This is a genomic window from Pseudonocardia sp. CA-107938 (genome assembly GCF_050936315.1).
Taxonomy (GTDB): domain Bacteria; phylum Actinomycetota; class Actinomycetes; order Mycobacteriales; family Pseudonocardiaceae; genus Pseudonocardia.
Map to the genome: position 1 here is coordinate 1,401,624 of NZ_JBNJNA010000002.1, position 23,767 is coordinate 1,425,390.

Sequence of the window (23,767 nt, forward strand, 5' to 3'; positions counted from 1 at the left end):
CTCAGCACTGGCAGACCGACCAGGGGAAGCAGCCGCATCGTGGTGGAAGAACGGATGACGTATGTCCTGGACGGGCGTCGCGTGGCTGTCCGAGACCTGATCGGAGCTGGTCTGCTGACCGTGGGCCAGACCCTCATGTTCGACCGACCGCGCGTCGGTCGCCGGCACACCGCGGTCGTCGAGAAGGGCGGCACGCTGCTCGTCGATGGTCGGTCTTACACCACGCCGTCGCGCGCCGCGGCGACGGCGGCCGGCATGGCTGCCGTGGACGGGTGGACGGCGTGGGTGACGGAGGACGGCGCGTCACTCCACCGACTCCGCGCCGATCTGCTCGAGCTGGTGGCGGGTGCAGAGCGCGCAGCCGCCGACAGCGACGACGCGGGGCACGCTGCACCCGCAGACGAGGAGGAGATCGGTAGCGGAGATGGAGTCGAATCGCTGCTGCCGCGTCATGAGTTCTTGAAGAAGGCGCGGGAGGCTTCCGAGAACGGCACACCGCTGGTCGTGCCCGTGCGGACCCTGTTAGGCCGCTGGGGCGTCAACGTGCGGGACCACCGGGTCGGTCGTCATATCGAGGCCGACCTCGACAACCATGGCCTCGTCACACAGCCCAGCTTCCTCAAGGTGGCGCTCGACGACGAGGTAGCGCTCATACCCTTGCCTCCCGTGCTGTCCGAACCCGAGCCGGGCGACGGGGATATATCGGGCGAGTCGCGTGCGGCGCCACGGTTGGTGGACGGCAACCAGTCCGAGATCGGGTTGACCCTGGGCAACCTGACGTCGGTCGCGCACCGGCTGGTGTCATTGAAGCCGACAGCGACCTTCGCCGAAGCGATGACCCTGATGTTGATGCACGACTACTCCCAGCTTCCGATGCTTGTCGACGACTACACCTGTGACGGCGTCGTCACGTGGAAGTCGATGGCCTACGCGAGACTCAAGGACGCCGACGCTCCACTGACTGCTGCGGTCGTGCCCGCCGTGGTGCGGACCTACGACCAGGATCTCCACTCCATGCTCGCCACCTTGCAGGAAGAGCAGTTCGTTCTGGTCCGTGACTCGAGCGGCAAGATCTCGAACATCATCACGAACGCTGACGTCGTCGGGCTCTACGGCGATCGCACGCTGCCGTTCCTCCTCATCGGCGAGTTGGACCAGGAGCTGCGCCGCATCATGGGCAGCATCCCGTTCGAGGATGTCCTGGCTGTCTGCGGGAAGGTCGGCCAGAAGCCAAAGTCGTACGACGACATGACGATGTACCAGTACGTCACGGTCCTCGATGACCCAGATTGCTGGGTCCGGCTCGGTTGGCCACTCGATCGGCAGGCGCTGGTTTCACAGCTGCACGTCCTCCGCAGGATCCGCAACGATGTCATGCATTTCAACCCCGACGGGGTTCCGGGTGGGACCGTCGAGAAGCTGCGCCACATGCTCGCCCTGATCCGTGAGTTCGGCCCCGCAACAGACGGATGATCACCACGAGTCTCTGAATCGACACTGCGCTCCGCCCGTCTCTCGCTGAAGGATTGCCGTGCCCTCGTCGCTTGAGAAGAAGCTCCAGAGCTGGGGCGCAAATGTCGCTGAGCAGATCGTTCGCGCCGCGATCCGCGGGGCCGGTCCCATGAAAGGCGCGGTCGAGGTGACCGAAGAGCACCTGGCTCAGTACGCCGACGATCGTGAGGAAGCCGTTCAACGGCTCATCGCCCCACACGTGCGCATGGCGGCGGGTTCAGGTTTCCTCACCGGACTCGGTGGCGTCGTGACATTGCCCGTCACGATCCCGGCCGCACTCGCCGGCCTCTACGTGTTCGGCGCCCGCACGTCAGCCGGGATCGCCCACCTCCGTGGCTACGACGTCGAGTCCGAGGACGTCCGCAGCGCGGTTCTCATCTCGCTCCTCGGCAGTGGCCGGACCGAGATCCTCCGTGGCCTTCGTTGCGGAGTCAGTCCTGGGTGTTCTTGCGTCCGGGGATCAGACGATCGAGATCGTTGATGATCGCGAGGACCGGCTGCCAGCACAACAGAACAGTGTCGTCGTCCGGGCTGAAGTTGTTGGCGAGTTGTTCGCGAGGATGCACGAAATTGCGGTACTCCCGCACATAACCATTGAAGGTGAGAGCGTCGTGTTCGATCCAGCCCAGCGTGTGTGCCCGTTTCAGCAGCCACTGCAACGTGGTTGAGTTCTGCGCGCGGGTTTCCTTGTCCCGCGACCGGAGGATCTCATCGAGTAGGCCTTCAATGAAAGATCCCGTGCCGACGACGGCGAGGAGGAACGCCCTGGCCCGCCGGGCAGCTTCCACCTCGTCGAGTCGTGCGATGAGGACGTCCGCGACAACCGGTTGGAAGACAAGGCCTCGGATCGTCTGACGCAGTTCAGGTGCAGCCAGACGGGCAGCGATCTGCTCGAGCGCATTGTCCTCGCCGATGCGTCGGATGATGGTGCGGTGGCCCTCGTGGCCAACCTCGAAGCCGTCGGCCGCAACAATGCCGTTGACCAAGCCGACCATGTGCTGGGCGGCCGGCATGCCTTCGTCGTACTCGCGCGGGTCCACCACCCGTCGCAGCAACGCCTCGATGGCATCCACATCGTCGTTGTGGGCCCGGATCGTCTCCTCGAGCCACGGAACCCTGGCGCCGCCGTCGTACGGTGTGTCCCAGCCGACAGCTTTGAGGAATTGTGAGAGCTGACGGGCGCGACGCTCATACGGACCGCCATCATCGCAAATGAGCGCAGCGAGGCGCTCGATGGTCCGCTCATCCAGGACGGGCACGATCAGGCTCCCCGCTGTCGCCGTGCCGTACGGATCGCGGCCTGTAGCGCCACGACGATGTTCTTCCCGCGCCGGAGATAGTGCAGCTCCGTCATCATCGCCTCGATCATCTGTTCCTCGTCCCGAAGGAGGCCGTCGCTGTCGATCCACCGCGCGAGCGCTACGAGGCCTTGCGATGGCTGGGTCTTGATCGGGGCGCCGGGCACCAGGCCGCGTGGACGCGGCAGGCGCCGCTCCGGGGGCGGCGAGGTCGGTTCCGGCGGCGGATCGTCGGGCGACGGCTGAACGGCGATCGGGCCCGCTTGCCGTGCGGACTCGAGATCGGCGAGCAGCTGCTCGATCAAGCCGTCCGGGTCTTGCAGCCAGTCCGCGGTCCACACGCGCCGATGACGCCAGCCCATCTTCGTCAGCTGTTGTGGCCGGAGCCGGTCTCGCTCCCGCACGCTGCGTTCCGGCTGGTAGTACGGCGCACCATCGGTCTCGATCGCGAAGTGCATACGTCCGGGCTGATCAGGGTGCTCAACGGCGACATCGATACCAGCCTTGCCGACGCCGTACTGCGGATGAACTGTGACGCCGACACGGCGGAGTCGCTCGGCCACCTGACGCGAGATGGGGCTGACATCACCCGACATCGACGTTGTTGGGCTGGCGGACTGCTCGATCGAGAACCGGAGGAACTCGTGCAGGAATCGCATGCCCTCGCTGGTCAGCTTCTCCGGTATCAGGTCGTTGTGGGTGAAGGTGCTGACCACTGTGAGTGCTTTACGGGCGCGGGTGACCGCCACGTTGAGGCGGCGTTCACCACCGCCTTGATTGATCGGTCCGAAATTGTGGCTCACGCCGCCGGTGGCAGTCCGTGAGACATCGACGGCAAGGATGATCGTGTCGCGTTCGTCACCCTGGACATTCTCGATGCTCTTGACGAAAAAGCGTTGACCTCCCGACTTGTCGGGGTCGAAGAAGGCGCTGAGTTCGGGTCGCGCCGCGAGCTCCTGGCGTAGTCGGGCGTCGATGGCCTTCGCACCCGACGCTCCGAGTGTGATGACACCGAGCGAGTCTTCTGCGTTGTGCGCGGCATGCTGGAGGACCAGCTGCACGACTCGCTCGACCTCGGCGGGACCGTAGGCCTTCGTGCCGGGCGGGATGGGTCCGTCCACAAGCACGTGGCGCAGAGCCGACTCGCGCGCGGTTCCGGGGAAGGTGACGAGTTTGCTATTGTAGATCTTGCGGTTCGAGAATTCGATGAGCCGTTCGTCCTGGCTGCGGTAATGCCATGCAAGTGTCTCCGCGGGCAGCAGCTTGGAGAGCACGTCGAGGATTGACTCGAAGTCGCGCAGATCATCGGCCATGTCCTCGCCATCGTCGCTGCCGGTGGTTGCGAAGAACGGCGTCGGTGGGAGCTGCTTGTTGTCACCCGCGACGACCACCGTGCTTCCACGCATGATCGCCGGGATCGCGTCGGCGGGTTCGATCTGGCTCGCTTCGTCGAACACGACGAGATCGAACATCACGCGGGGCGGCAACACCTGGCTCACGACGAGCGGGGACATCGCCCAACAGGGCCGGACGGCGAGCAGCAGGTTCTCGGCCTCCTCGACGAGGTCCCGGATCGGTTTGTGGCCTCGCTTGCGGGCGACCTGGTCGTTGACGAGTGCCCGCTGCTCGGGCCATCGGTCGCGCGCAGCGATCTGCCTCTCTGCAGCGGCTCGTCGCACGCGGGACGCGGCGAGCTCGATGTGGCGGCGATCCGCCTCGCAGAACTCGTGGACGACCCGGTCCTGAGCAGCGGCGACGAAGCCGCCGTACTCGGGGACGTCCACTCGCAGCTCGCGCAACCAGGACGACAACCAGGCGTAGGTCAGCGCGTTTCGGGCATCGGTGGCTGAAGCGCCGCTCGTGGCGAGCGCCGTGACGAGCGGCGCGAGCCCGAAGCGCTCGAACTCAGCGCGGTGCCGGTTGAATAGCGGAAGTTTGAGCAGGGTGCGTTCGTCGTCCTTGAGCGCACGGAGTGCTCGGTCGACGTCGGGATCTGGCCTGTCGGTCAGACCGTCGATCACAGCTGCCGCTCCGATCGCGGCAAGGTTGTCCCGCAGGGCCTCGTAGCGAGGCATCGCCCGCGAGAGCGAGGGCGGTGGCGCCGGCGTGGTGATGGACAGGCTCCGCCATCGGTCACGCTGTTCGACTGCGGCGGACAGTTCCTCGAACACCGTGGCCCGGGGTGCGGTGCCGGCTCGCGCAGCCTTCACAGCGGAGCGGACCTTTCGACGTTGCCAGAATCCGCTGACCGCTCCCACCTCTGTGCGCCACGCGCGGGTTGAGAAGGCCGCGCGACGATCGTCGAGCTCGTCGTCGAAGGCTGCGTTGCCGTACGTGGCGATGGTCTTTTCGACAGCGACCATCAGTCCCAGTGCCAGGCCCCACTCAGACACGGAATGCGGCCGTCGAAGCCCGGTCTCCTCGATGAGATCGTCGAGGACTCGCCGGACTTCGTGGACGTGGGCGCCGGTCAGTTCGTCGAGACTTGCCCTGGTGGAGCGGAGCGCATCCTGATCGACGATCTGACGTGCGTTGGACCACGGCGATCCGCCGCGCCACCAGCGAAGGCCATCGGCGTCCACGAATCGGGCCAGTTCATCCTGCATCGCGCGGAGGTGAGTGGCCGGGATTTGGTCAAGGGCGCGACGTGGCAACGTGACGCGGCGGTCGCTCCCGGGTGGTAGTTGCAAGAGCTGCTGCTCCATTTCGGCGATGCTCATCCCCGCGGGTTCGCGACGTCGACGCATCACCTCCGTGTGCCGCATCACGCGGCTGCGCCGCTCGGTCAGAGTCCGGTTGACCTCGGTCAGGTCTGGCGCAGATTGTTTTCCTGCCTGGTCGAGGCTGGTCTTCAGCTGCTCCGCCACAGCTCGACGGCTGGTCTTGGGGTCGTGCAGGTCGAGGACGATGTCACCAAGGTTGGAGCGGCGGAGATTGGCGACCACCGCATCGATCGCGGCCCGCTTCTGGGCGACGAAGAGCACCTTCTTCCCGCGGGCAGTGGCCTCGGCGATCAGGTTGGCGATCGTCTGGCTCTTTCCGGTGCCCGGTGGACCCTGCACGATCAGGTCCGAGCCGTTGAGGATGGTCGCTATCGCTGCCTGCTGGGACGGGTCGGCGTCGATGACGAGGTGTTCCTGCGTTGGCTCGATCCGGTTGACGTCGAGCTTCGCCTGTTGAGCTGTTCGTCTGCGCACAGCGTCGAGGGCGTCCGGGTCACCTGCGAGCGCGGCCGTCAACGGGTGGCGGGCCAGCAGGGCAGTGGACTGCTCCAGGTCGCGCACCATCGGCAACTTCTCGTAGGCGAAGACCCCGGCGACCAACTTCTCCTCGAACTCGACAGGGACCCGTGCGGCGGCCGCGCGCTCGCCGAGCCACGAGATCGCCTTCTCCAGCTGACGGTCGCCCGTCAGCGGGTCGACGTCCTCGCTCAGGCCGGCGGTGTCTACTCCCGCTTGCCGGCCCAGGGCATAGACCAGGACCGGGTTCAGTTCTCCGCTCTCACCCAGCTGGAGTTCGAAATCGGCAGCGTTGATGCCTTTCGCTGTGACGGTGAGTGGCCTGAGGATGATCGGCGCGTGTGTCGGCGCGGTGCCGCGCGGTCCCTGTGGTGCCGGCCAGCTCGCTAGCCCCAGTGCCACGTAGCCGGCATCGATACCGCGTTCCTCGGCGAGCAGGCGGATCTTGCGCTGGATCTCGATCAGGCTCCTGCGGGCCCGGCCGATGGCCTCCTCGCCGGGATACAGGGCGCTGGCTCGCATTCGTTCGCCGGCGAAGAGCCGGCCGCGCGCATCAGTGTCGGCGTCGCCGAGATCGAGCGTGCCGGTTCGCAGCTGCCGGAAGTAGAGGAGATTGTTGCGACGGCTCAGGTCGATGAGGCTGCTTGTCCAGTTGGCGACAACGGACTCGATCCTCCCGCTCCCGTTGGACCGCTCCTCCGGGCCGGATCCTGCCGCGTGCATCCATGTCCTCCCCGGGACGCCATCTCACTCTGTGTGCATTCACACGGACGAGCGGTGACGCCATGGCAGCGTGCCACGCCGCATCCGACGGTGACAACCGCACGAAGTCACGATAATCTCTATCTGCAGATTGCAGATCGCAATATTCTAGCTGGTGTGGGAGCAGTGATGGCCAGTCCTGCGGTCGGGCGCCGGCGGCTCGCGTTGGATCTGCGCAGGTACCGCCTAGCCTCCGGCCGGACGATCGAGGAGGTTGCGGCTCACCTGGAGTGCTCGCCGGCGAAGGTCTCGCGGATGGAGACCGGGATCGTGAAGGTCGGGCCCCAGGACCTGCGCGCGATCCTCGAGCTGTACGGCGTGGACGGTGCCGAGCGTGATGCGCTGTTCGGCCTCGTCCGACAGGCCCGGGCGCGGGGGTGGTGGGAGGCCTACGCCGATGTCGTGCCGCCGGGTTCCGCGCGGTTCTACGGGTTGGAGGACGGTGCTGAGCTGATCGCCCAGCACGTCACCTCCTTGGTGCCCGGGTTGTTGCAGACCGAGGGGTACGCCCGGGCGCTGATGGGGTCGGTGCCCGGGCTCGACCCGGCGGTCGTGGATCGCCGGGTCGAGCTGCGCCTTCGTCGGGCCGCGTTGCTGGAGCGCCCGGAACCGCCGCGGCTCGACGTGCTGCTCGACGAGGCGGTGCTGCGGCGGGCGATCGGCGGGCCGGCGGTGTTCGCGGAGCAGCTGCGGCACCTGCTCGCTGTCGCGGATAGGCCGTCGGTGTTGCTACGGGTGATCGAGTTCGACGCGCCGGTGCATCCGGCGGTCGGGGTCAGCTTCACCGTGTTCGGGTTCGCCGGCGATCCGGGTGGGGTGGTGTTCCGGGAGCAGCTCGACGCGAACGGGTTCCTCGACGAGCCGGGCGCGGTGGCGACCTACCGGGAGTCCCTCTCCAAGGCGGCCGGCGTCGCTGCCGGGCCCGCCCGCTCCCGGGAGCTGATCGCGGCCCGGCTCGCCGAGGTGGTCTGAGTGCGCCGGGAGCTCGAACTCGCCGGCCTTGACGCCGCACAGGAACACCCGCCACTCGGCCGGGGTGAACTGCAGTGTCGGTCCGGTGGGGTCCTTCGAGTCGCGTACCACCACGGTGTCGCCGCGGATGGCGACGTCGACGCAGGTCTGGTCCGCGCCCTGGCTGCACGAGCTGTGCCGGAACCGCAGGGACAGCGGTCCGGTCGACCGCGGGTGGCCGTGGATGCAGGAGTGCATGGTCGTTCCTCTCGAACGGGAGATCAGGAAGCTGCTCGGCGACACCGCGGGAGGGCGCGTGGGTGTCGCCGATCGGGTGCTCGCCGGCCGTCACCTCCGTGACGGCCGGCGCAGTCACCCCCGGTCCGCTGTCCGGGGACTGCGGGCCGGGTCAGGAACCGCAGGGAGAAGACGGTGACGATGGCTTTGCCCCGCAGGAGCAGGCAGATGTCGGGGCGGTCCTGGCTGTAGCCGTACACAACGCCCGGGTGCAGCACGATCTCGGTCCAGGACTGCGGCCGTGACCGCCAGCGCGCGGTCGCTACGAGGTGCCGGAGCCGCCGGACCGCGAGCCGCCGCGACACTCCCTCGACCCGCTCCCGATACCGGCGTACCGCATGGTCGGTCAGCACCACCTGCCTGGAGTCGAGGTGTAGATCGAGGTCCGGCGACGGGAGCGCCAGTGCGAGGATGTCCGGCTCGGAAGTCGCCGTCCCCGTCTCAGCATCGACCATGTCAAGCCCTCCTGTTCGATCCGACCCGTCAATCTCAGCATCTCATGTTGACTCTGTCAACACGCATACTTATCGTCGAACTTGCCAACGCGAGTAGGGTGCGTTGTCGCGTGGCGGGATCGGAGGGAGGTTGCGCTATGGATCAGCACGCGCTCGTGTCGGCGGCGGACATCGCGCGGCTGGCCGGGGTCGGCCGGGCTGCGGTGAGCAACTGGCGGCGCAGGTACGGCGACTTCCCCCAGCCGGCTGGTGGGAGTGATGCGAGCCCCAGCTTCCAGCTCGCCGAGATCCGGGCATGGCTACGAGATCAGGGCAAGCTCGGCGCGCACTCGCTGGTGGAGATGGCGTGGCAGGCGATCGAGGCCGAGTCGGGTGCCGGCTCGTTGCCGGAGGCGGTCGCGTCTGTCGGCAGCTACCTGCGTGGCGTGGATACGCCGCTGCCGGCCGGCACGCGCGCCGCCGTCGATGACCTGGCCGCCGACCTCGGCGCAGGCGGGGCGTTCGAGCGGTTGTGCGCCCGGTTCGCCGAGGCCGCATCCCGGCAGCTCGCGACCACCTCGCCGGAGCTCGCCGCGCTCATGATCGAACTGGCCGGGGTGGGCTCCGGTCCGGTGCTCGACCCGGCCTGCGGGACGGGCTCGCTGCTGCGCGCGGTCCCGGCGGGAGTCGAGGTGCTGGGCCAGGAGATCGACCGCGGGTTGGCCGATCTCGCCAGGGCCCGCCTGGCCTTCACCCATGACACGGTGCGGATCGCGGCGGGCGACGCCATCCGCGCTGACGGGTTCCCCGGCGTCCAGGCTGCCGCCGTCGTGTGCAACCCACCGTTCAACGAGCGGAGCTGGGGCCACGACGAGTTGCAGTTCGATCCGCGCTGGGTCTACGGCCTGCCGTCGAAGGGGGAGTCCGAGCTGGCCTGGGTGCAGCACTGCCTTGCGCACTTGCGGCCGGGCGGCCGCGTCGTGATCGTGCTGCCGCCCGGCGTCGCCGCTCGTCGATCCGGCCGGTCGATCCGGGCTGCGTTGCTGCGGCGTGGGGTGCTGAGGGCGATCATCAGCCTCCCACCGGGCGCCGTCGCGCCTGCCCACTTGCCTATGCAGCTCTGGGTGCTGGCCGTCGACGATGGCGAGGCGCCGGACCGTGCGTGGCTGATCGACACGACCGGCGGGTCGCCGGCGCGCCTCGACGAACTCGGCTGGGCCGAGGTCCACCGGCGGGCGACGTCGCGGGAGGACGATCTGGGCCTGCGGCGTCTCGTGCCGACCATCGATCTCCTCGACGAGGACGTCGACCTCACCCCGGCGCGCTATCTTCGGTCGACCACCGGGGTCGACGATCTCGGCGCCGATCAAGACCGTTTCACCGCGGTGCTCGGCGCGCTGAGCGGGTTGCTTCCGCTGTTGCGCCCGGTCGCCGACCGGCCGGAGCGTCCGCGGACGACAGTCGGTGAGCTGGTCCGGCAGGGTGCAGTGAGCATCCATCAGCAGGTCGGACCGATGGCCAAAGGGTCCGGTCCTGCCGGAGCCCCCGTCCTGACCAGCGGGGACGTGGTGTCGGGGCGCGGGCCTAGCGGATCCGTCGCGGACGGCGTCGTCGGGGTGCGGCTGCGGAGGGGGGACGTCGTCGTGCCGACGTCCGCCTCCCGTCCGGTCGCCGTGGTCGTGGACACGGCCGGTGCGGTGCTGGGGCCGGGGTTGCACTTGTTGCGGGCCGATCCCGAGCAGGTCGATCCGAGCTTCCTGGCCGGCGTGCTGCGCAGCGATGAAACGTTGCGAGCCGCGACGACGAAGAGCGGTTCGTATCGGGTCGATATACGCAGAGTGGAGTTGCCTCGCGTGCCCTTGGACGAGCAGCGTCGTCTGGGCGCGGTCTTCGAGCAGCTTGCGCGGTTCGGCGCGGCGGTCGACGACGTGGCAACGTCGGGCAGGCGGCTGGTGCAGGGACTCACCGACGCGGTCGTGCACGGTCAGCTCGAACCAGGGGGAGAAGCTCGATGACCACCGTCATCGCAGATCGTTTCCAGCTCGTCGCGCCGCTCGGCAAAGGCAACATGGGCGAGGTCCACCGGGCGCTGGACATGGCGTCAGACGGCGACGATCCAACGGTCGCCGTCAAGCTGCTGCTCAACGGCCGCTACGGGCCGCTGGCCGTCGGCGCCGACCCTAAGGCGGTGGAGCGCTTCGCCCGCGAAGTGTCGATCATGCGACTGCTGGATCAGCGGAACCTGCCCAGGACGATCGACGGCGGGGTGGACCAGATCGGTCGCCCGTACCTGGCGATGGAACTCCTCGACGGGCGAGAACTCTCCGATCTGATCGAGGCATGCCCGCAGCTGCCGGTCTCGTGGGTGGCCGCGGTGGGGGCACAGATCGCCGCGGGACTGGCTGCCGCGCACGCGAAGAACGTGGTCCACCGCGACCTCAAGCCGGCCAACGTCATGGTGGTCGCCGGCGGTGTGGTCAAGGTGCTCGACTTCGGGCTGGGGCAGCTCGTCGACGGTGAGAGCACCGCGCTGACCAGCAGCGGGGTCACGGTCGGGACGGCCAGGTACATGGCGCCCGAGCAGTTCCGGTCCTCCGCAGTCACCCCGGCCGCCGATCTGTACGCACTGGGTTGCGTGCTCTTCGAGCTGCTCACCGGGCAGCCGCCGTTCCACAGCGTCTCCGCGCTGGAGCTGGGGCAGAAGCACCTCACCGAGCAGCCGCCGCCGCTCACGTTGCTGCGCCACGACGTTCCGCGCGATCTCGAGCTGCTGGTCGAGCGGCTGCTGCGCAAGAAGCCCGAGGATCGCCCGGAGAGCGCCGTCGTCGTGCGCGACGCGCTGACCGCGTTCGCGGTGGGCGACGACGTCGTGCCCGGCTGGGCCGACGCCAACCCGGTCACCGGGTTAGTCGCGGCCCGGCCGCTCCCGGTCGCCGCGGTCGCACCGGCGCGCTCGGCCGGTCTCGGCATGGACCTGTTCGAGGTGCACCGGCAGCTCATCGCGGACTACCGCTCGTTCACCGTGGCCGGCACCGTGATCCGCGACGCGACGATCGCGGCGTTCGTCGAGAACGACCTGAACGCGAAGTCGCAGTGGCCTGATCCGTGGCTGTCGCTCAACCCGTTCTTCGCCTCGGCTGGCTCTGTTCTGGAGCTGGCGACAGCCGGTGTGCTGCACGAGGAGTGCGCACGGATCTTCCAGGCGCAGAAGAACGCCGACGACGTCGTCTGCCAGGGCCGGCCGCTGACACTGCACCAGCACCAGCGGGAGGCAATCGACGCCGCGCGCACCGGCGAGTCCTACGTCCTCACCACCGGCACTGGCTCGGGCAAGTCGCTGTCCTACATCGTGCCGATCGTGGACCGCGTGCTGCGCGAGCGCGCCGTGGAAGGCCCCAACGCGCAGAAGCGGGTGCGGGCGATCATCGTCTACCCGATGAACGCGCTGGCCAACAGCCAGCTGGGCGAGCTGCACAAGTACCTGCGGCACGGCTACGGCGAGGGCCACGAACCGGTCACCTATGCCCGCTACACCGGCCAGGAGAACGACGAGCAGCGCAAGTTGATCCGCGAGAACCCCCCGGACATCCTGCTCACGAACTACGTGATGCTCGAGCTGATGCTCACCCGGCCGGACGACCGGAAGTCGCTGGTGCGGATGGCGGAGGGCTTGCAGTTCCTCGTCCTGGACGAGCTGCACACCTACCGCGGACGCCAGGGTGCCGACGTCGCGCTGCTGGTTCGCCGCGTCAGGGAGGCCTGCGGCTCGCCGCAACTGCAGTGCATCGGCACCTCGGCCACGATGTCGAACGAAGGCGGTGCCGCTGAACGTCGCCAGACCGTCGCGGACGTGGCCACACGGCTCTTCGGCACGACTGTCCGGCCGGAGAACGTGATCGGCGAGACGTTGGAGCGGGCGACCGGGGAGCCGCCCGCCAGCGTGCCGGTCGAGCGCATAGGGGCCGCGGCGCCGCGTGCGTACGCAGAGCTGGCCGCCGATCCGCTGGCTCGCTGGATCGAAGCACGGTTCGGTCTGCGACACGAGGACGGCCTGCTGGCGCGTGCCGCGCCCGCCCGGATCGAGGACGCGGCACAGGAGCTGGCCAGGCAGACTCGGGTCGCCGAGGACACGTGCCTCGAGGCGATCCGCGCGACTCTACGAGCCGGTTCGGAGGCGCTGCACCCGGTGACCGGCAGGCCGCTGTTCGCGTTCCGCCTGCACCAGTTCCTGTCCAAGGGCGACACGGTGTTCGTCACGCTGGAGGAGCCGGGGCAGCGCTCCCTCACGCGCGACTACCAGCTCGAACAGCCCGGCTCCGGCGGCAAGATCCTGCTGCCGCTGGCGTTCTGCCGCGAGTGCGGCCAGGAGTACCTCACGGTGTGGCGAACCGAGGAAGAGGACGGCAGCATCCGCTACCGGTCGCGACGCGACACGAACGCGAGCGGTGGCCGGGCGGAGGACGGCTACCTCCACATCGATCCCGACAAGCGGTGGCCGGGCAGCGTCGAGGACGCGATCGAACAGCGCCTGCTCCCCGACTCCTGGCTGCAAGAGGACGACGCGGGCTACCAGTCCGTGCGCGATTCCTACCGCAAGCGGTTGCCGCGCGCGGTGACGGTCGACCCGTACGGGATGGAGGGCCGCGGCGCGCTGCAGGCGACGTTCATCCCGGCGCCGTTCAGGTTCTGCCTGCAGTGCGGGGTGAGCTACGAGCAGGTGCGCGGCAAGGACTTCGCCAAGCTGGCCACGCTCGACCAGGAAGGCCGCTCCTCGGCGACCTCGGTGGTGTCGGCGTCGATCGTGCGCTCGCTGAAGGCGATCCCGGAGGACGCGCTGGATCCGCGGGCGCGCAAGCTGCTCACGTTCGTCGACAACCGACAGGACGCCTCGCTGCAGGCTGGGCACTTCAACGACTTCGCGCAGATCACGCAGCTGCGCGGCGCGCTGTACCGGGCGCTCGTCGAGGCAGGCGACGAGGGCCTGGACCACGAACACATCGCCGATCGTGTGTCGAGTGCGTTGGCCCTCGACATCACCGACTACGCGGGCAACGCCGACCTGCCGCCGTTCCTGCGCACTGCCGCGGCCCGCACCCTGCGGGACGTGATCGCGTTCCGGCTCTACCGGGATCTGGAGCGCGGCTGGCGGGTCACGATGCCCAATCTGGAGCAGACCGGGCTGTTGCGGATCGAGTACGGCGGCCTCGACTGGGTGGCGCGGCAGGACTCCTTGTGGGCGTCCGCGGCGCCCGACCTGCAGCGCGCGTCGGCGCAGCAGCGCGAGGACATCATGCGCGCGCTGCTGGACGAGATGCGCCGGGCGCTGGCGATCGACGTCGCGACCTTCCGCGACGACTTCGACGTGCTGCAGCGGGCGAGCGAGGAACGCCTGATCGATCCGTGGAAGCTGGCGCTGACCGACCGGCCGCAGGGCGTCGGCACGGCGTTCCCGCACGGGTCGAAGGCGGGTTCCATGCGGTCCGACGTGTTCTTCTCCGGCCGCGGGAAGATGGGCAAGTACCTGCGGCGCATCCACTTCCCGAACCTCTCGACCGATGACGCCCAGCACGTGATCGAGAACCTGTTCACGGTGCTGAAGCAGGCTGGACTCCTCGAGGAGATCGCGGACGCGCCGTTGCAGGGCGGGCGCCGTCGGCGCTCGGCCGTCCCGGTCGGCACGGGGTATCGGGTGAAGGCGTCGGTGCTGGTCTGGAAGGCCGGGACAGGTGAGCAGGGCGCGTTCGATCCGTTGACGCGCACGTACGCCAGCGGTGACGGCCCGCGGGTCAACCTCTTCTTCCAGCAGCTCTACCGGGAGACGGCGCAAGGGCTGGCCGGGATGGCGGCGCGGGAGCACACCGCGCAGGTTGATCCGGCGACGCGCCAGCAGCGGGAGGACGACTTCCGTGCGGGGCGGCTCAAGCTGCTGTACTGCTCGCCGACGATGGAGCTGGGCGTCGACATCTCCGAGCTGAACGCGGTGATGATGCGCAACGTGCCGCCGACCCCGGCGAACTACGCGCAGCGCAGCGGCCGCGCTGGCCGGTCCGGCCAGCCCGCGCTGGTCACCACCTACTGCGCCACCGGCAACAGCCACGACCAGTACTACTTCCGCCGGTCCGAGCGGATGGTCGCGGGTGTCGTGGCACCGCCCCGGCTGGACCTGGCGAATGAGGACCTCGTCCGGTCGCACGTGCAGGCCATCTGGCTGGCGGAGACCGGGCTGAAGCTGGGTGCCGCGATCCCGTCCGTCATCGACGCCAGCTACGACGAGGAGGTACGCCCACCGTCTCCGGCGCTCCTCCTGCACGACGACGTGCGCGCGAAGATCCACGACCGGTCGGTGCCGCGGCGGGCCGTCGCCGCGGCGCGCGAGATGCTCGGCGCACTGTGCACCGAGTTCGCGGCGGACTCGACGTGGTGGCACGACCAGTGGATCGAGGACGTCGTCGCGTCGGCGCCCGACCGGTTCAATCGGGCCTTCGACCGGTGGCGGGAGCTGTTCAAGGCAGCGCTGATCGATCAGGACGAGCAGAACCGCCGGGTGCTCGACCACACCCTCTCCGAGGGCGGGCGCAAGACCGCGACCCAGCGCCGGCGAGAGGCTGAGACCCAGCTCAAGCTGCTGATCAACGAGAGCGTCGACAGCAAGTCGGTGCTCTCGGACTTCAATCCCTACCGCTATCTGGCGAGCGAGGGGTTCCTGCCCGGCTACTCGTTCCCGCGGCTGCCGCTGGCTGCCTACATCCCGACGTCGGCGCGCCGCTTCGGCGACGGCGACTACCTGCAGCGGCCCAGGTTCCTGGCGATCCGCGAGTTCGGGCCCGGCGCGCTGATCTACCACGAGGGCGCGCGCTACCAGGTCGATCGCATCCAGCTGCCGCTGGGCGGTGGCGGTGATCTAGTGACGTCGAGTGCGAAGCAGTGCGAGGGCTGCGGCTATCTCGGTGTCGTGTCCGAGGACACGTGCAACATGTGCGGGGCACGGCTTCCCGGCCCGACGGCCGGGCTGCTGCAGCTGCACACCGTCTACACCTCGCGCCGAGAGCGGATCTCGTCCGACGAGGAGGAGCGCCGCCGCGCCGGATTCAAGCTGGTCACCGCCTACCGCTTCCACGACCACGGTGCCCGTCCCGGCCGCCGCGACGGGTTGGTCGAGTGCGACGGGCAGCGGATCGCCACGGTCACCTACGGCGACTCGGCGACGGTGCGGATCACCAACATCGGCCGGGTGCGGGCGAAGCAGGACGAGCCGCCGGGGTTCTGGCTCGACTTGGCCGACGGCCGGTGGATGAACGAGCGGGACGCCGCCGAGGCTTCCGGTGATTCGAGCGAGCTGCCGGTGATCGATGCCGCCGGCGAGGAGCGGCGACGCAAGGCACGCGTGCTCCCGTTCGTCCAGGACACCCGCAACATCCTCGTCGTCCGGCTGGAACGGGCGGTCGACGAGAAGGTCGCACTGTCGCTGATGTTCGCCCTGGAGCGCGGGATCGAGGCGACCTACGAGCTGGAGGACAGCGAGCTCAACAGCGAGCTGCTGCCGCCGCTGACCGCCTCGCGGGATCGGATGCTGTTCACCGAGGCCGCCGAGGGTGGCGCCGGGGTGCTGCGGCAGCTCCAGTCGGAACGGTTCGACCTGGGACGGGTCGCCCGCGCGGCGCTCAAGATCTGCCACTTCGACGTCGATGGCAACGATCTGGGCGGCACGCACCCCGACCGGCCGTGCGCCCGCGGCTGCTACGACTGCCTGCTCACCTACGGCAACCAGATCCATCACACTGCGATCGACCGGCATGCCGTGCGGGATCTTCTGCAGCAGCTCGCACGGTCGGAAACGTTGCAGACGGGAGCGGGCGAGACCCGGTCGGGGCAGCTCGCCCGGTTGGCCGAGGCATCTGACACCGGTCTGGAGGGCCAGTTCCTGGCCTTCCTCAAGGCGGAGGGTCTGCGCCTGCCCGACGAGGCGCAGACGCTCATCGCGCAGGCACAGGCGCGGCCGGACTTCATCTACCGGCTGCCTGGCGCGCAGGTCGCCGTCTTCGTCGACGGGCCGGTGCACCAGTACGCGGCGGTCTCGGATCGCGACATCGAGGCCGAGGAACGGCTCGCCGACGCCGGCTGGGTGGTCGTCAGGTTCCCAGCCGGAACCGATTGGGCTGCCATCGCCGGTGGGTACGAGGACTACTTCGGGACCAGGGCCCGGAACTGATCAGGAAATGAGCATGACGACTTACACAGCCGGATCCCTGGTGTCCGCACGCGGCCGGGAATGGGTGGTGCTCCCGGAGAGCGCCCCCGACATGCTGGTCCTGCGCCCGCTCGGCGGTAGCGACGACGACGTCGCGGCGGTCTTCCCGGCGTTCGAGCCGGTGGCGAGTGCCCAGTTCGCCCGCCCGACGGCCGATGATCTCGGCGACGCGCACGCGGCCGGGTTGCTGCGCACCGCGCTGCGAGTCGGGTTCCGCTCCGGTGCGGGCCCGTTCCGCTCGCTGGCCGGGATCGCGGTGGAGCCGCGCGCCTACCAGTTGGTGCCGCTGATGATGGCGCTGCGCCAGCGGGTGGTGCGGCTGCTGATCTCCGACGACGTCGGGATCGGCAAGACGGTGGAGGCGGGGCTGATCGCGGCGGAGCTGCTCGCGCAGGGCAGCGCTCGTCGGCTGGCCGTGCTGTGCTCTCCGGCGCTGGCCGAGCAGTGGCAAGGGGAGCTGCGCAGCAAGTTCGGCATCGACGCCGAGCTGGTGCTGGCATCCACCGTGTCGCGGCTGGAGCGGGACCTCGCGCTGGGCCAGTCGCTGTTCGACCGCTACCCGCACGTGGTGGTGTCCACCGACTTCATCAAGTCGACACGGCACCGCGACGACTTCGTCCGGCACTGCCCGGATCTCGTGATCGTCGACGAGGCGCACACGTGCGTGGCGGCGGACGACAGCACGACGACGCAGAACCAGCTGCGCTTCGAGCTGTTGCGCAAGGTCGCCGAGGACCAGGAGCGCCACCTGCTGCTGGTGACGGCCACGCCGCACAGCGGAAAGGAGGGCGCGTTCCGCAACCTGCTGGGGCTGCTGACCCCGGAGCTGGAGCACGTCGAGTTCGACACCGACGCCGGCCGGCGGGCTCTCGCGCGGTACTTCGTGCAGCGCAAGCGGGCCGACGTCCGCCAGTTCCTGACCAAGGAGGACGGCGCGGCCGACGACAGCCTCGCCGAGAGCACCGCGTTCCCGTCAGATCGGTTGTTCGCCGACAAGACCTACGCGCTCTCCCCGGGCTATCGAGCGCTGCTCGACGACGCGATCGCGTTCGCGAGCGAGCGGGTCAGCGCAGCGGGGGAGCGCGGCAAGCGGGAGTCCCGGATCGCGTGGTGGTCGGCGATCGCGCTGCTGCGGTCGCTGGTGTCGTCGCCGCGCGCGGCCGCGCAGACCCTGCGGACCCGGTCGGCGACCGCCGAGGCCGGCACCGCGGAGGAGGCGGACCGGCTCGGCGCCCCGATCACGCGCGACGCCGCCGACGCCGACCAGCTCGAAGGACTCGACGTGGTGCCCGGCGCGCTCACCGGCGCAGCCGGCCGCCTGGCCGAGCTGGCCGACAGAGCCGAGGCCCTCGAGGGCCCCGACGGCGATCGCAAGCTCGCGGTGCTGGTCACGCAACTGAAGGGGCTGCTGGCTGAGGGATACCACCCGATCGTCTTCTGCCGCTACATCCCGACGGCGGAGTACATCGCGGAGCACCTGGAAGGCAAGCTCGGCCGCAAGGCCGTCGTCCGTGCCGTCACCGGCACGCTCTCGCCGCAGCAACGCATCGCCCGCATCGAGGAGCTGGCCGAGGCCGCTGGTGAGGACCCGGCGGCGCGGCGGGTGCTGGTCGCCACCGACTGCCTGTCGGAAGGGGTGAACCTGCAGCACCACTTCGACGCCGTCGTGCACTACGACCTGGCGTGGAACCCGACTCGCCACGACCAGCGGGAAGGGCGCGTCGACCGGTTCGGCCAGCAGCGCGACGTGGTCAAGGTCGTCACCGTGTACGGCAAGGACAACGTGATCGACGGCCGGGTGCTCGACGTGCTGATCACGAAGCACCGCCAGATCCGCAAGGACCTGGGCATCTCCGTCTCCGTCCCGGAGGCCGTGGCCGGCGGGGTGACCGACGCGATCGTCGAGTACCTGCTGGACCGGCGCCGGGTGCCCGAGCAGGGCACGCTGTTCGGCCCAGAGGACTTGGACCTGGGGCCGCAGCAGCTCGTCCTCGAGGAGGAGTGGGCGTCGGCGGCGGAGCGGGAGACGACCTCGCGCTCCCGCTACGCGCAGCGCTCCATCCACCCGGAGGAGGTGGCCCGCGAGGTCGCGGCCATCCGGGAGACGCTCGGCCGGGCGAGCGAGGTGCGCGGCTTCGTCGAGCACGCCCTCACATCGCTCGGCGGCGTGCTGTGGAAGGACGCCGACGGCGGCTTCGCCGCAGACCTGTCCGGTTCCCCGGTCGGGCTGCGCGACGCGGTGTCGTCCGCGCTGGGCCGCTCGGTCGACGACGGTCCGCGCGTCCCGTTCCGGGACACCGCAGCCGTCGCCCGAGGTGAGGTCGCGCTGGTCCGCACCGACCCGGTGGTCGGCGCGCTCGCCGGCTACGTCCTCGACGCCGCCCTCGACGCGCGCACGGGCGGCCCGCGGCCGGCGCGCCGGGCCGGGGTGATCCGCACCGCGTCCGTCGACATCCGCACGACGTTGCTGCTGGTGCGCTACCGGTTCCATCTCACCCTTCCCTCCCGGACGGGGGAGCGGCAGCAGGTCGCGGAGGACGCGCGGCTGCTTGCGTTCACCGGATCGCCGCAGAACGCGGTGTGGCTCGGTCCCGACGCCGCCCTCGAACTGCTGGAGGCGGGCGCGGACGCCAACACCGCGCCGGACTTCGCCCGCAGCACGATCGACCGGGTCCTGTCTGGCCTGGACGCGACCATCGATCACCTGGACGCCGTCGGTGCGGAGCTGGCCGCCGAACTGCTCGCCGCGCACCGCCGCGTCCGCAGCGCGTCCGGCGAGATCGTGCGCGGCGTGCAAGTGCGTGCCCAACAACCTGCCGATGTCCTCGGCGTCTACGTCTACCTCCCGGCCCCCGGAGCCATGTGATGTCGCCGACCAGCAGCACCCAGGTGTTCTCCGCCGTCACCACGGTCGGTGGCCTGCTGCCCGCCGACATGCTCGTGCGCATCAGCGAGGGCAAGGACGTACCCGGCACGAAGCCCGCCGACTACCGGGTGTTCGGGGCGCGATCGGTGCAGGACGAGGCCGAGCGGCACTGGGACTACCTGCGGTCGCTGTGGGTGGAGCTGCGCAACCGGCTGCCCCGCGCGCCGGAGGCGGAGACCCCGGTCGACGCCACCGGGATCGCCGTCTCGCAGTGGCTGATGCCGATGTTCACCGAGCTGGGCTTCGGCGCGCTGACCACCCTCGGCGCCGCCGGGATCGACGCCGACGACGCCACCAAGACCTTCCCCGTGAGCCACCGCTGGACCCACGTGCTCGTACACCTCACGCCATGGCAGGACCCGCTCGACAAGCGCGTCGCCGGCGCGGTGCCCGCCCAGTCGCTGGTGCAGGAGTGCCTCAACCGCACCGAGGCGCATCTGTGGGCGATCGTCAGCAACGGCCGCCGGCTGCGGGTGCTGCGCGACTCCAACGCCCTGGCCACCGCCGCGTACGTCGAGTTCGACCTCGAAGCGATCTTCGACGGTGAGCTGTTCAGCGAGTTCCTGCTGCTCTACCGGATGCTGCATGTCACCCGCTTCGCGGTGGACGAGGGCGCGGCCCCGTCGGCGTGCTGGCTGGAGCGCTGGCGCGGCGAGGCGATCACCTCCGGCGCGCGGGCGCTCGACCAGCTCCGCGAGGGTGTGCAGGCCGCGATGATCACGCTCGGCACCGGGTTCCTGCGCCACCCGGACAACACCGCGCTGCGCGACGCCGTCGACACCCAGGCACTGCACGGCGCACTGCTGCGGCTGGTGTACCGGCTGCTGTTCCTGTTCGTCGCCGAGGACCGCGACGTGCTGCACGATCCGACGGCGAGCGACGAGACGCGTGCCCGGTACGCCACGTACTTCTCGACAGCCCGGCTGCGCGCGCACGCCCTGCGTCGTCGAGGTACCGCCCACAGCGACCTCTACGCGGGCCTGCGGATCGTGCTTGACGCCCTCGGCGACGAGCGCGGCCGCCCGGAGCTGGGGTTGCCCGGCCTGGGTGGGATCTTCGACGACTCCGTGGCCGACGCCCCGCTGCATGGGCTTAAACTCGCCAACGAGCATCTCCTCGAAGCGGTGCGGCACCTCGCGCGGGTGCGCGACGTCGGGTCGCGCCGCTGGCGCAGCGTCGACTACCGGCACCTCGACGCGGAGGAGCTGGGCTCGATCTACGAGTCGCTGCTGGAGCTGATGCCTCGACACAATGCGGACCGCGAGTTCGTGCTGGAGGAGGCCGCGGGCAACGCCCGCAAGACCACCGGCTCCTACTACACGCCGTCGTCGCTGATCGAGTTGCTGCTCGACTCCGCCCTCGACCCCGTGATCGACGACGCCGTCAAGCGCGGTGAACTGATCGGCGGCGCTGACCCGACCGAGGCGATCGTTGGTGAGCTCCTCGGGCTCACGGTGTGCGACCCGGCCTGCGGCTCCGGCCACTTCCTCGTCGCCGCCGCCCGCCGCATCGCCAAGCGCGTCGCGGCGGTCCGCGAAGGCAATCCCGAGCCCACCCTCCCCGCGGTGCGCACCGCCCTGCACGAAGTGATCGCCCGCTGCATCTACGGCGTCGACCTCAACCCGATGGCCGTCGAGCTCGCGAAGGTGTCGCTGTGGCTGGAAGCCCTCGAACCGGGTAAGCCACTCAGCTTCCTCGACGCCCACATCCGCTGCGGCAACGCGCTGATCGGCGCCACTCCGCGGCTGCTGCAGGACGGCATCCCGGACGAGGCGTTCAAGCCGATCGTCGGCGACGATCCGGCGTTCGCTCGCGCGCTGGCCAAGCAGTCGCGGGACTCCCAGATGTCGCTGTTCGAGGTGGCCACCGAGGTCCGTGTCGCGAACATCGGCTTCGCGAAGGAGTACCGGACGATCACCAACGCGCCCGCTGACAACCTCGCCGACGTCCGCAAGCAGGCCGCGCAGTTCGCCGCACTCGCGGCCGATCCCGACATCCAGGCGGCGCAGGAGTCGGCAGACGCCTGGTGTGCGGCTTTCCTGTGGCACAAGACGGCCGATGCTCCAAAGGCTGTCACCCAGGATGTGTTCCTCGCGCTGCAGGACCCGGACGACGACACCACACCCTTGGCGACCCGGCTCGAAATCACGCGGCTGCGCGAGCAGTACCGGTTCCTGCACTGGCACCTGGCGTTCCCAGAGATCTTCGCGGTGCCGCCCGGCGGGGCCGGGGTGGACGCGGAGACTGGTTGGGCCGGCGGCTTCTCCTGCGTGGTCGGCAACCCGCCGTGGGAGCGGGTGAAGGTGCAGGACAAGGAGTTCTTCGAGGCCCACGGCCGCGAGGACATCGTGCGGGCGAAGACGGCTTCGATCCGCCGGAAGATGATCCAGCAGCTGGCTGACGACGAGTCGCCGCTCTACGACGAGTACGTCGACGCCCTGCGCACCTCGGACGGCATCAGCCACGTCCTGCACGACAGCGGCCGCTACCCGCTCACCGGGCAGGGCGACATCAACACCTACAGCGTGTTCGCGGAGACGATCAGGGCGATCGTCGGGCCGGACGGCGCGGCCGGGGTGATCACCCCGACTGGGCTGGCTACCGACAAGACCACGGCACCGTTCTTCGCCGACACGCTGAAGCGCAAGCGGTTGCTCGCGTTCTACGACTTCGAGAACGAGGCGAAGATTTTCGCCGGCGTCGATCATCGTGTCCGATTCGCGATCACAGCATTGAGCGGATCCCGGTGGCAGGCCGAACGGACCCGGTTCGCCTTCTTGACCCGGTACGTCGACGACGTCCCCGAGCGCCGCTTCGAGCTGAGCGCCGAGGAGGTGCTGGCGATCAACCCGAACACCGGCACCCTGCCGATGTTCCGCACCCGCGCCGACGCCGAGATCACCCTCGGCGCGTACCGGCGGCATCCCGTCCTGATCCATGACGCGGGCGAGCGGAACCCGTGGGGGCTGTCGTTCGGGACGCTGTTCCATATGGCCAACGACTCGGAGCTGTTCAACCAGCCCGAAGCGTTCGCCGACGCCGAGTTCGACGGCTGGTCCTACCACCGTCACGGCGACGAGTATCTGCCGCTGTACGAGGCGAAGATGCTCGGCCACTTCGACCACCGCTTCTCCACCTACCGCGACGCCACCCAGGCGCAGCTCAACGTCGGCTCGCTGCCCCGCCCCACCGCCGAGCAGCACGACGCCCCGGAGATGGAGCCGCTGGCCCGCTACTGGGTCGCCCGACCCGAGGTGACCACGGCGCTTGCACGCACGAGGACGGAGCGCGAGTTGCCGGGGCGCGAACGACCCGACGATCGTGGCCGACCGCCGCGGGCGGCAGGGCCGAGGTGGGACCGCGGCTGGCTGCTGGGCTGGCGCGACATCGCCCGCTCCAGCGACATGCGTACGTTTGTTCCCTCGGTGCTGCCCACCAGCGCCGTCGGTGACAAGTTCCTGCTTGCTTACCCGGCGGATCCGTCGCACGGGCCGCTCCTGCACGCCGTGTGGTCATCGTTGGCCTTCGACTACGTGTCCCGGCAGAAGGTCAGCGGCACCGCGATGAAGTACTTCATCGTCAAGCAGCTCGCCTGCCCCACCCCGGCCACGTTCGACGGGCCGGCCGCGTGGCAGCCGGATCGCTCGCTGGCGGATTGGGTGGTCCCGTACGTGCTGGAGCTGTCGTATACGTCGTGGCGACTGCAGCCGTACGCGCAGGAGATGCACGACGACGGGCCGCCGTTCCGCTGGGACCCGGAGCGCCGTGCCCTGCTGCGCGCCGATCTCGACGCCGCGTTCCTGCACGTCTACGGCCTGACTCGGCCGGAGGCCGAGCACGTGCTGGACTCGTTCTTCGTGGTGCGCAAGTACGAGGAGCGCGATCACGGCGAGTTCCGCACGAAGCGGCTGGTCCTCGACGCCTACGACCGCATGGCCGCCGCCATCGCCGGCGGCCCCGCGTGGACCTCGCTCGCGCCGATTCCCGCAGGTCAAGGCTCGCGACATCAGAAGCGGTAATTGTCAAGTTTCACATTTGGGTTGTGCGACGTCCAGGTGAAATGTGGCGATCGAGATTGAGCGTCGGGTGAAGCATCTGCA

Annotated in this window: 9 protein-coding genes and 1 pseudogene; 7 read left to right on the plus strand and 3 right to left on the minus strand. The window is 69.4% G+C overall.

Annotated elements, in window-relative coordinates; translation table 11 throughout:
- Positions 1-39: 39 nt before the first annotated feature.
- Positions 40-1,473 carry a CBS domain-containing protein gene (locus ACQEVB_RS39620; RefSeq protein ID WP_432984714.1) on the plus strand — a complete coding sequence of 478 codons (1,434 nt, stop codon included), beginning with the start codon at positions 40-42 and terminating at the stop codon, positions 1,471-1,473.
- Positions 1,474-1,531: 58 nt separating this feature from the next.
- On the plus strand, positions 1,532-1,993 hold the full coding sequence (locus ACQEVB_RS39625) for a hypothetical protein (RefSeq protein WP_432984716.1): 462 nt from the start codon (positions 1,532-1,534) through the stop codon (positions 1,991-1,993).
- Here the strand turns inward: ACQEVB_RS39625 and ACQEVB_RS39630 are convergent.
- Together ACQEVB_RS39630 and ACQEVB_RS39635 are read right to left on the minus strand one after the other, a co-directional pair.
- A complete protein-coding gene (locus ACQEVB_RS39630; protein WP_432984718.1) occupies positions 1,944-2,771 on the minus strand; it encodes a hypothetical protein in 828 nt (275 codons plus the stop codon). The genes ACQEVB_RS39625 and ACQEVB_RS39630 overlap by 50 nt on opposite strands.
- 2 nt (positions 2,772-2,773) lie before the next feature.
- Positions 2,774-6,772, minus strand: coding sequence for an AAA domain-containing protein (locus tag ACQEVB_RS39635; protein ID WP_432984720.1), 3,999 nt, complete (start codon positions 6,770-6,772; stop codon positions 2,774-2,776).
- 168 nt (positions 6,773-6,940) lie between these two features.
- Between ACQEVB_RS39635 and ACQEVB_RS39640 the strand changes: the two genes are divergently transcribed.
- Positions 6,941-7,783 carry a helix-turn-helix domain-containing protein gene (locus ACQEVB_RS39640; protein WP_432984722.1) on the plus strand — a complete coding sequence of 281 codons (843 nt, stop codon included), beginning with the start codon at positions 6,941-6,943 and terminating at the stop codon, positions 7,781-7,783.
- A gap of 39 nt (positions 7,784-7,822) precedes the next feature.
- Here the strand turns inward: ACQEVB_RS39640 and ACQEVB_RS39645 are convergent.
- Positions 7,823-8,020: pseudogene (locus tag ACQEVB_RS39645) on the minus strand (DUF397 domain-containing protein); the annotation flags it as partial.
- Positions 8,021-8,651: 631 nt separating this feature from the next.
- Between ACQEVB_RS39645 and ACQEVB_RS39650 the strand changes: the two are divergent.
- The 4 genes from ACQEVB_RS39650 to ACQEVB_RS39665 are packed head-to-tail and all read left to right on the plus strand — an operon-like array spanning position 8,652 to position 23,686.
- Positions 8,652-10,508, plus strand: a complete 1,857-nt coding sequence (locus ACQEVB_RS39650; protein WP_432984724.1) for an N-6 DNA methylase — start codon at positions 8,652-8,654, stop codon at positions 10,506-10,508.
- A complete protein-coding gene (locus ACQEVB_RS39655) occupies positions 10,505-16,702 on the plus strand; it encodes a protein kinase domain-containing protein (RefSeq protein WP_432984726.1) in 6,198 nt (2,065 codons plus the stop codon). The genes ACQEVB_RS39650 and ACQEVB_RS39655 overlap by 4 nt, the downstream gene beginning before the upstream one ends.
- A gap of 13 nt (positions 16,703-16,715) precedes the next feature.
- On the plus strand, positions 16,716-19,607 hold the full coding sequence (locus ACQEVB_RS39660) for a helicase-related protein (RefSeq protein WP_432984728.1): 2,892 nt from the start codon (positions 16,716-16,718) through the stop codon (positions 19,605-19,607).
- Positions 19,607-23,686 carry an Eco57I restriction-modification methylase domain-containing protein gene (locus tag ACQEVB_RS39665; RefSeq protein ID WP_432984730.1) on the plus strand — a complete coding sequence of 1,360 codons (4,080 nt, stop codon included), beginning with the start codon at positions 19,607-19,609 and terminating at the stop codon, positions 23,684-23,686. Before ACQEVB_RS39660 ends, ACQEVB_RS39665 begins: the two co-directional genes overlap by 1 nt.
- Positions 23,687-23,767: the final 81 nt, after the last annotated feature.

Coding starts and splice junctions, on each gene's coding strand:
- ACQEVB_RS39635 (WP_432984720.1), bottom strand. CDS start 6,772: ATGCACGCGGCAGGATCCGGCCCGGAGGAGCGGTCCAACGGGAGCGGG.
- ACQEVB_RS39640 (WP_432984722.1), top strand. CDS start 6,941: ATGGCCAGTCCTGCGGTCGGGCGCCGGCGGCTCGCGTTGGATCTGCGC.
- ACQEVB_RS39650 (WP_432984724.1), top strand. CDS start 8,652: ATGGATCAGCACGCGCTCGTGTCGGCGGCGGACATCGCGCGGCTGGCC.
- ACQEVB_RS39655 (WP_432984726.1), top strand. CDS start 10,505: ATGACCACCGTCATCGCAGATCGTTTCCAGCTCGTCGCGCCGCTCGGC.
- ACQEVB_RS39660 (WP_432984728.1), top strand. CDS start 16,716: ATGACGACTTACACAGCCGGATCCCTGGTGTCCGCACGCGGCCGGGAA.
- ACQEVB_RS39665 (WP_432984730.1), top strand. CDS start 19,607: ATGTCGCCGACCAGCAGCACCCAGGTGTTCTCCGCCGTCACCACGGTC.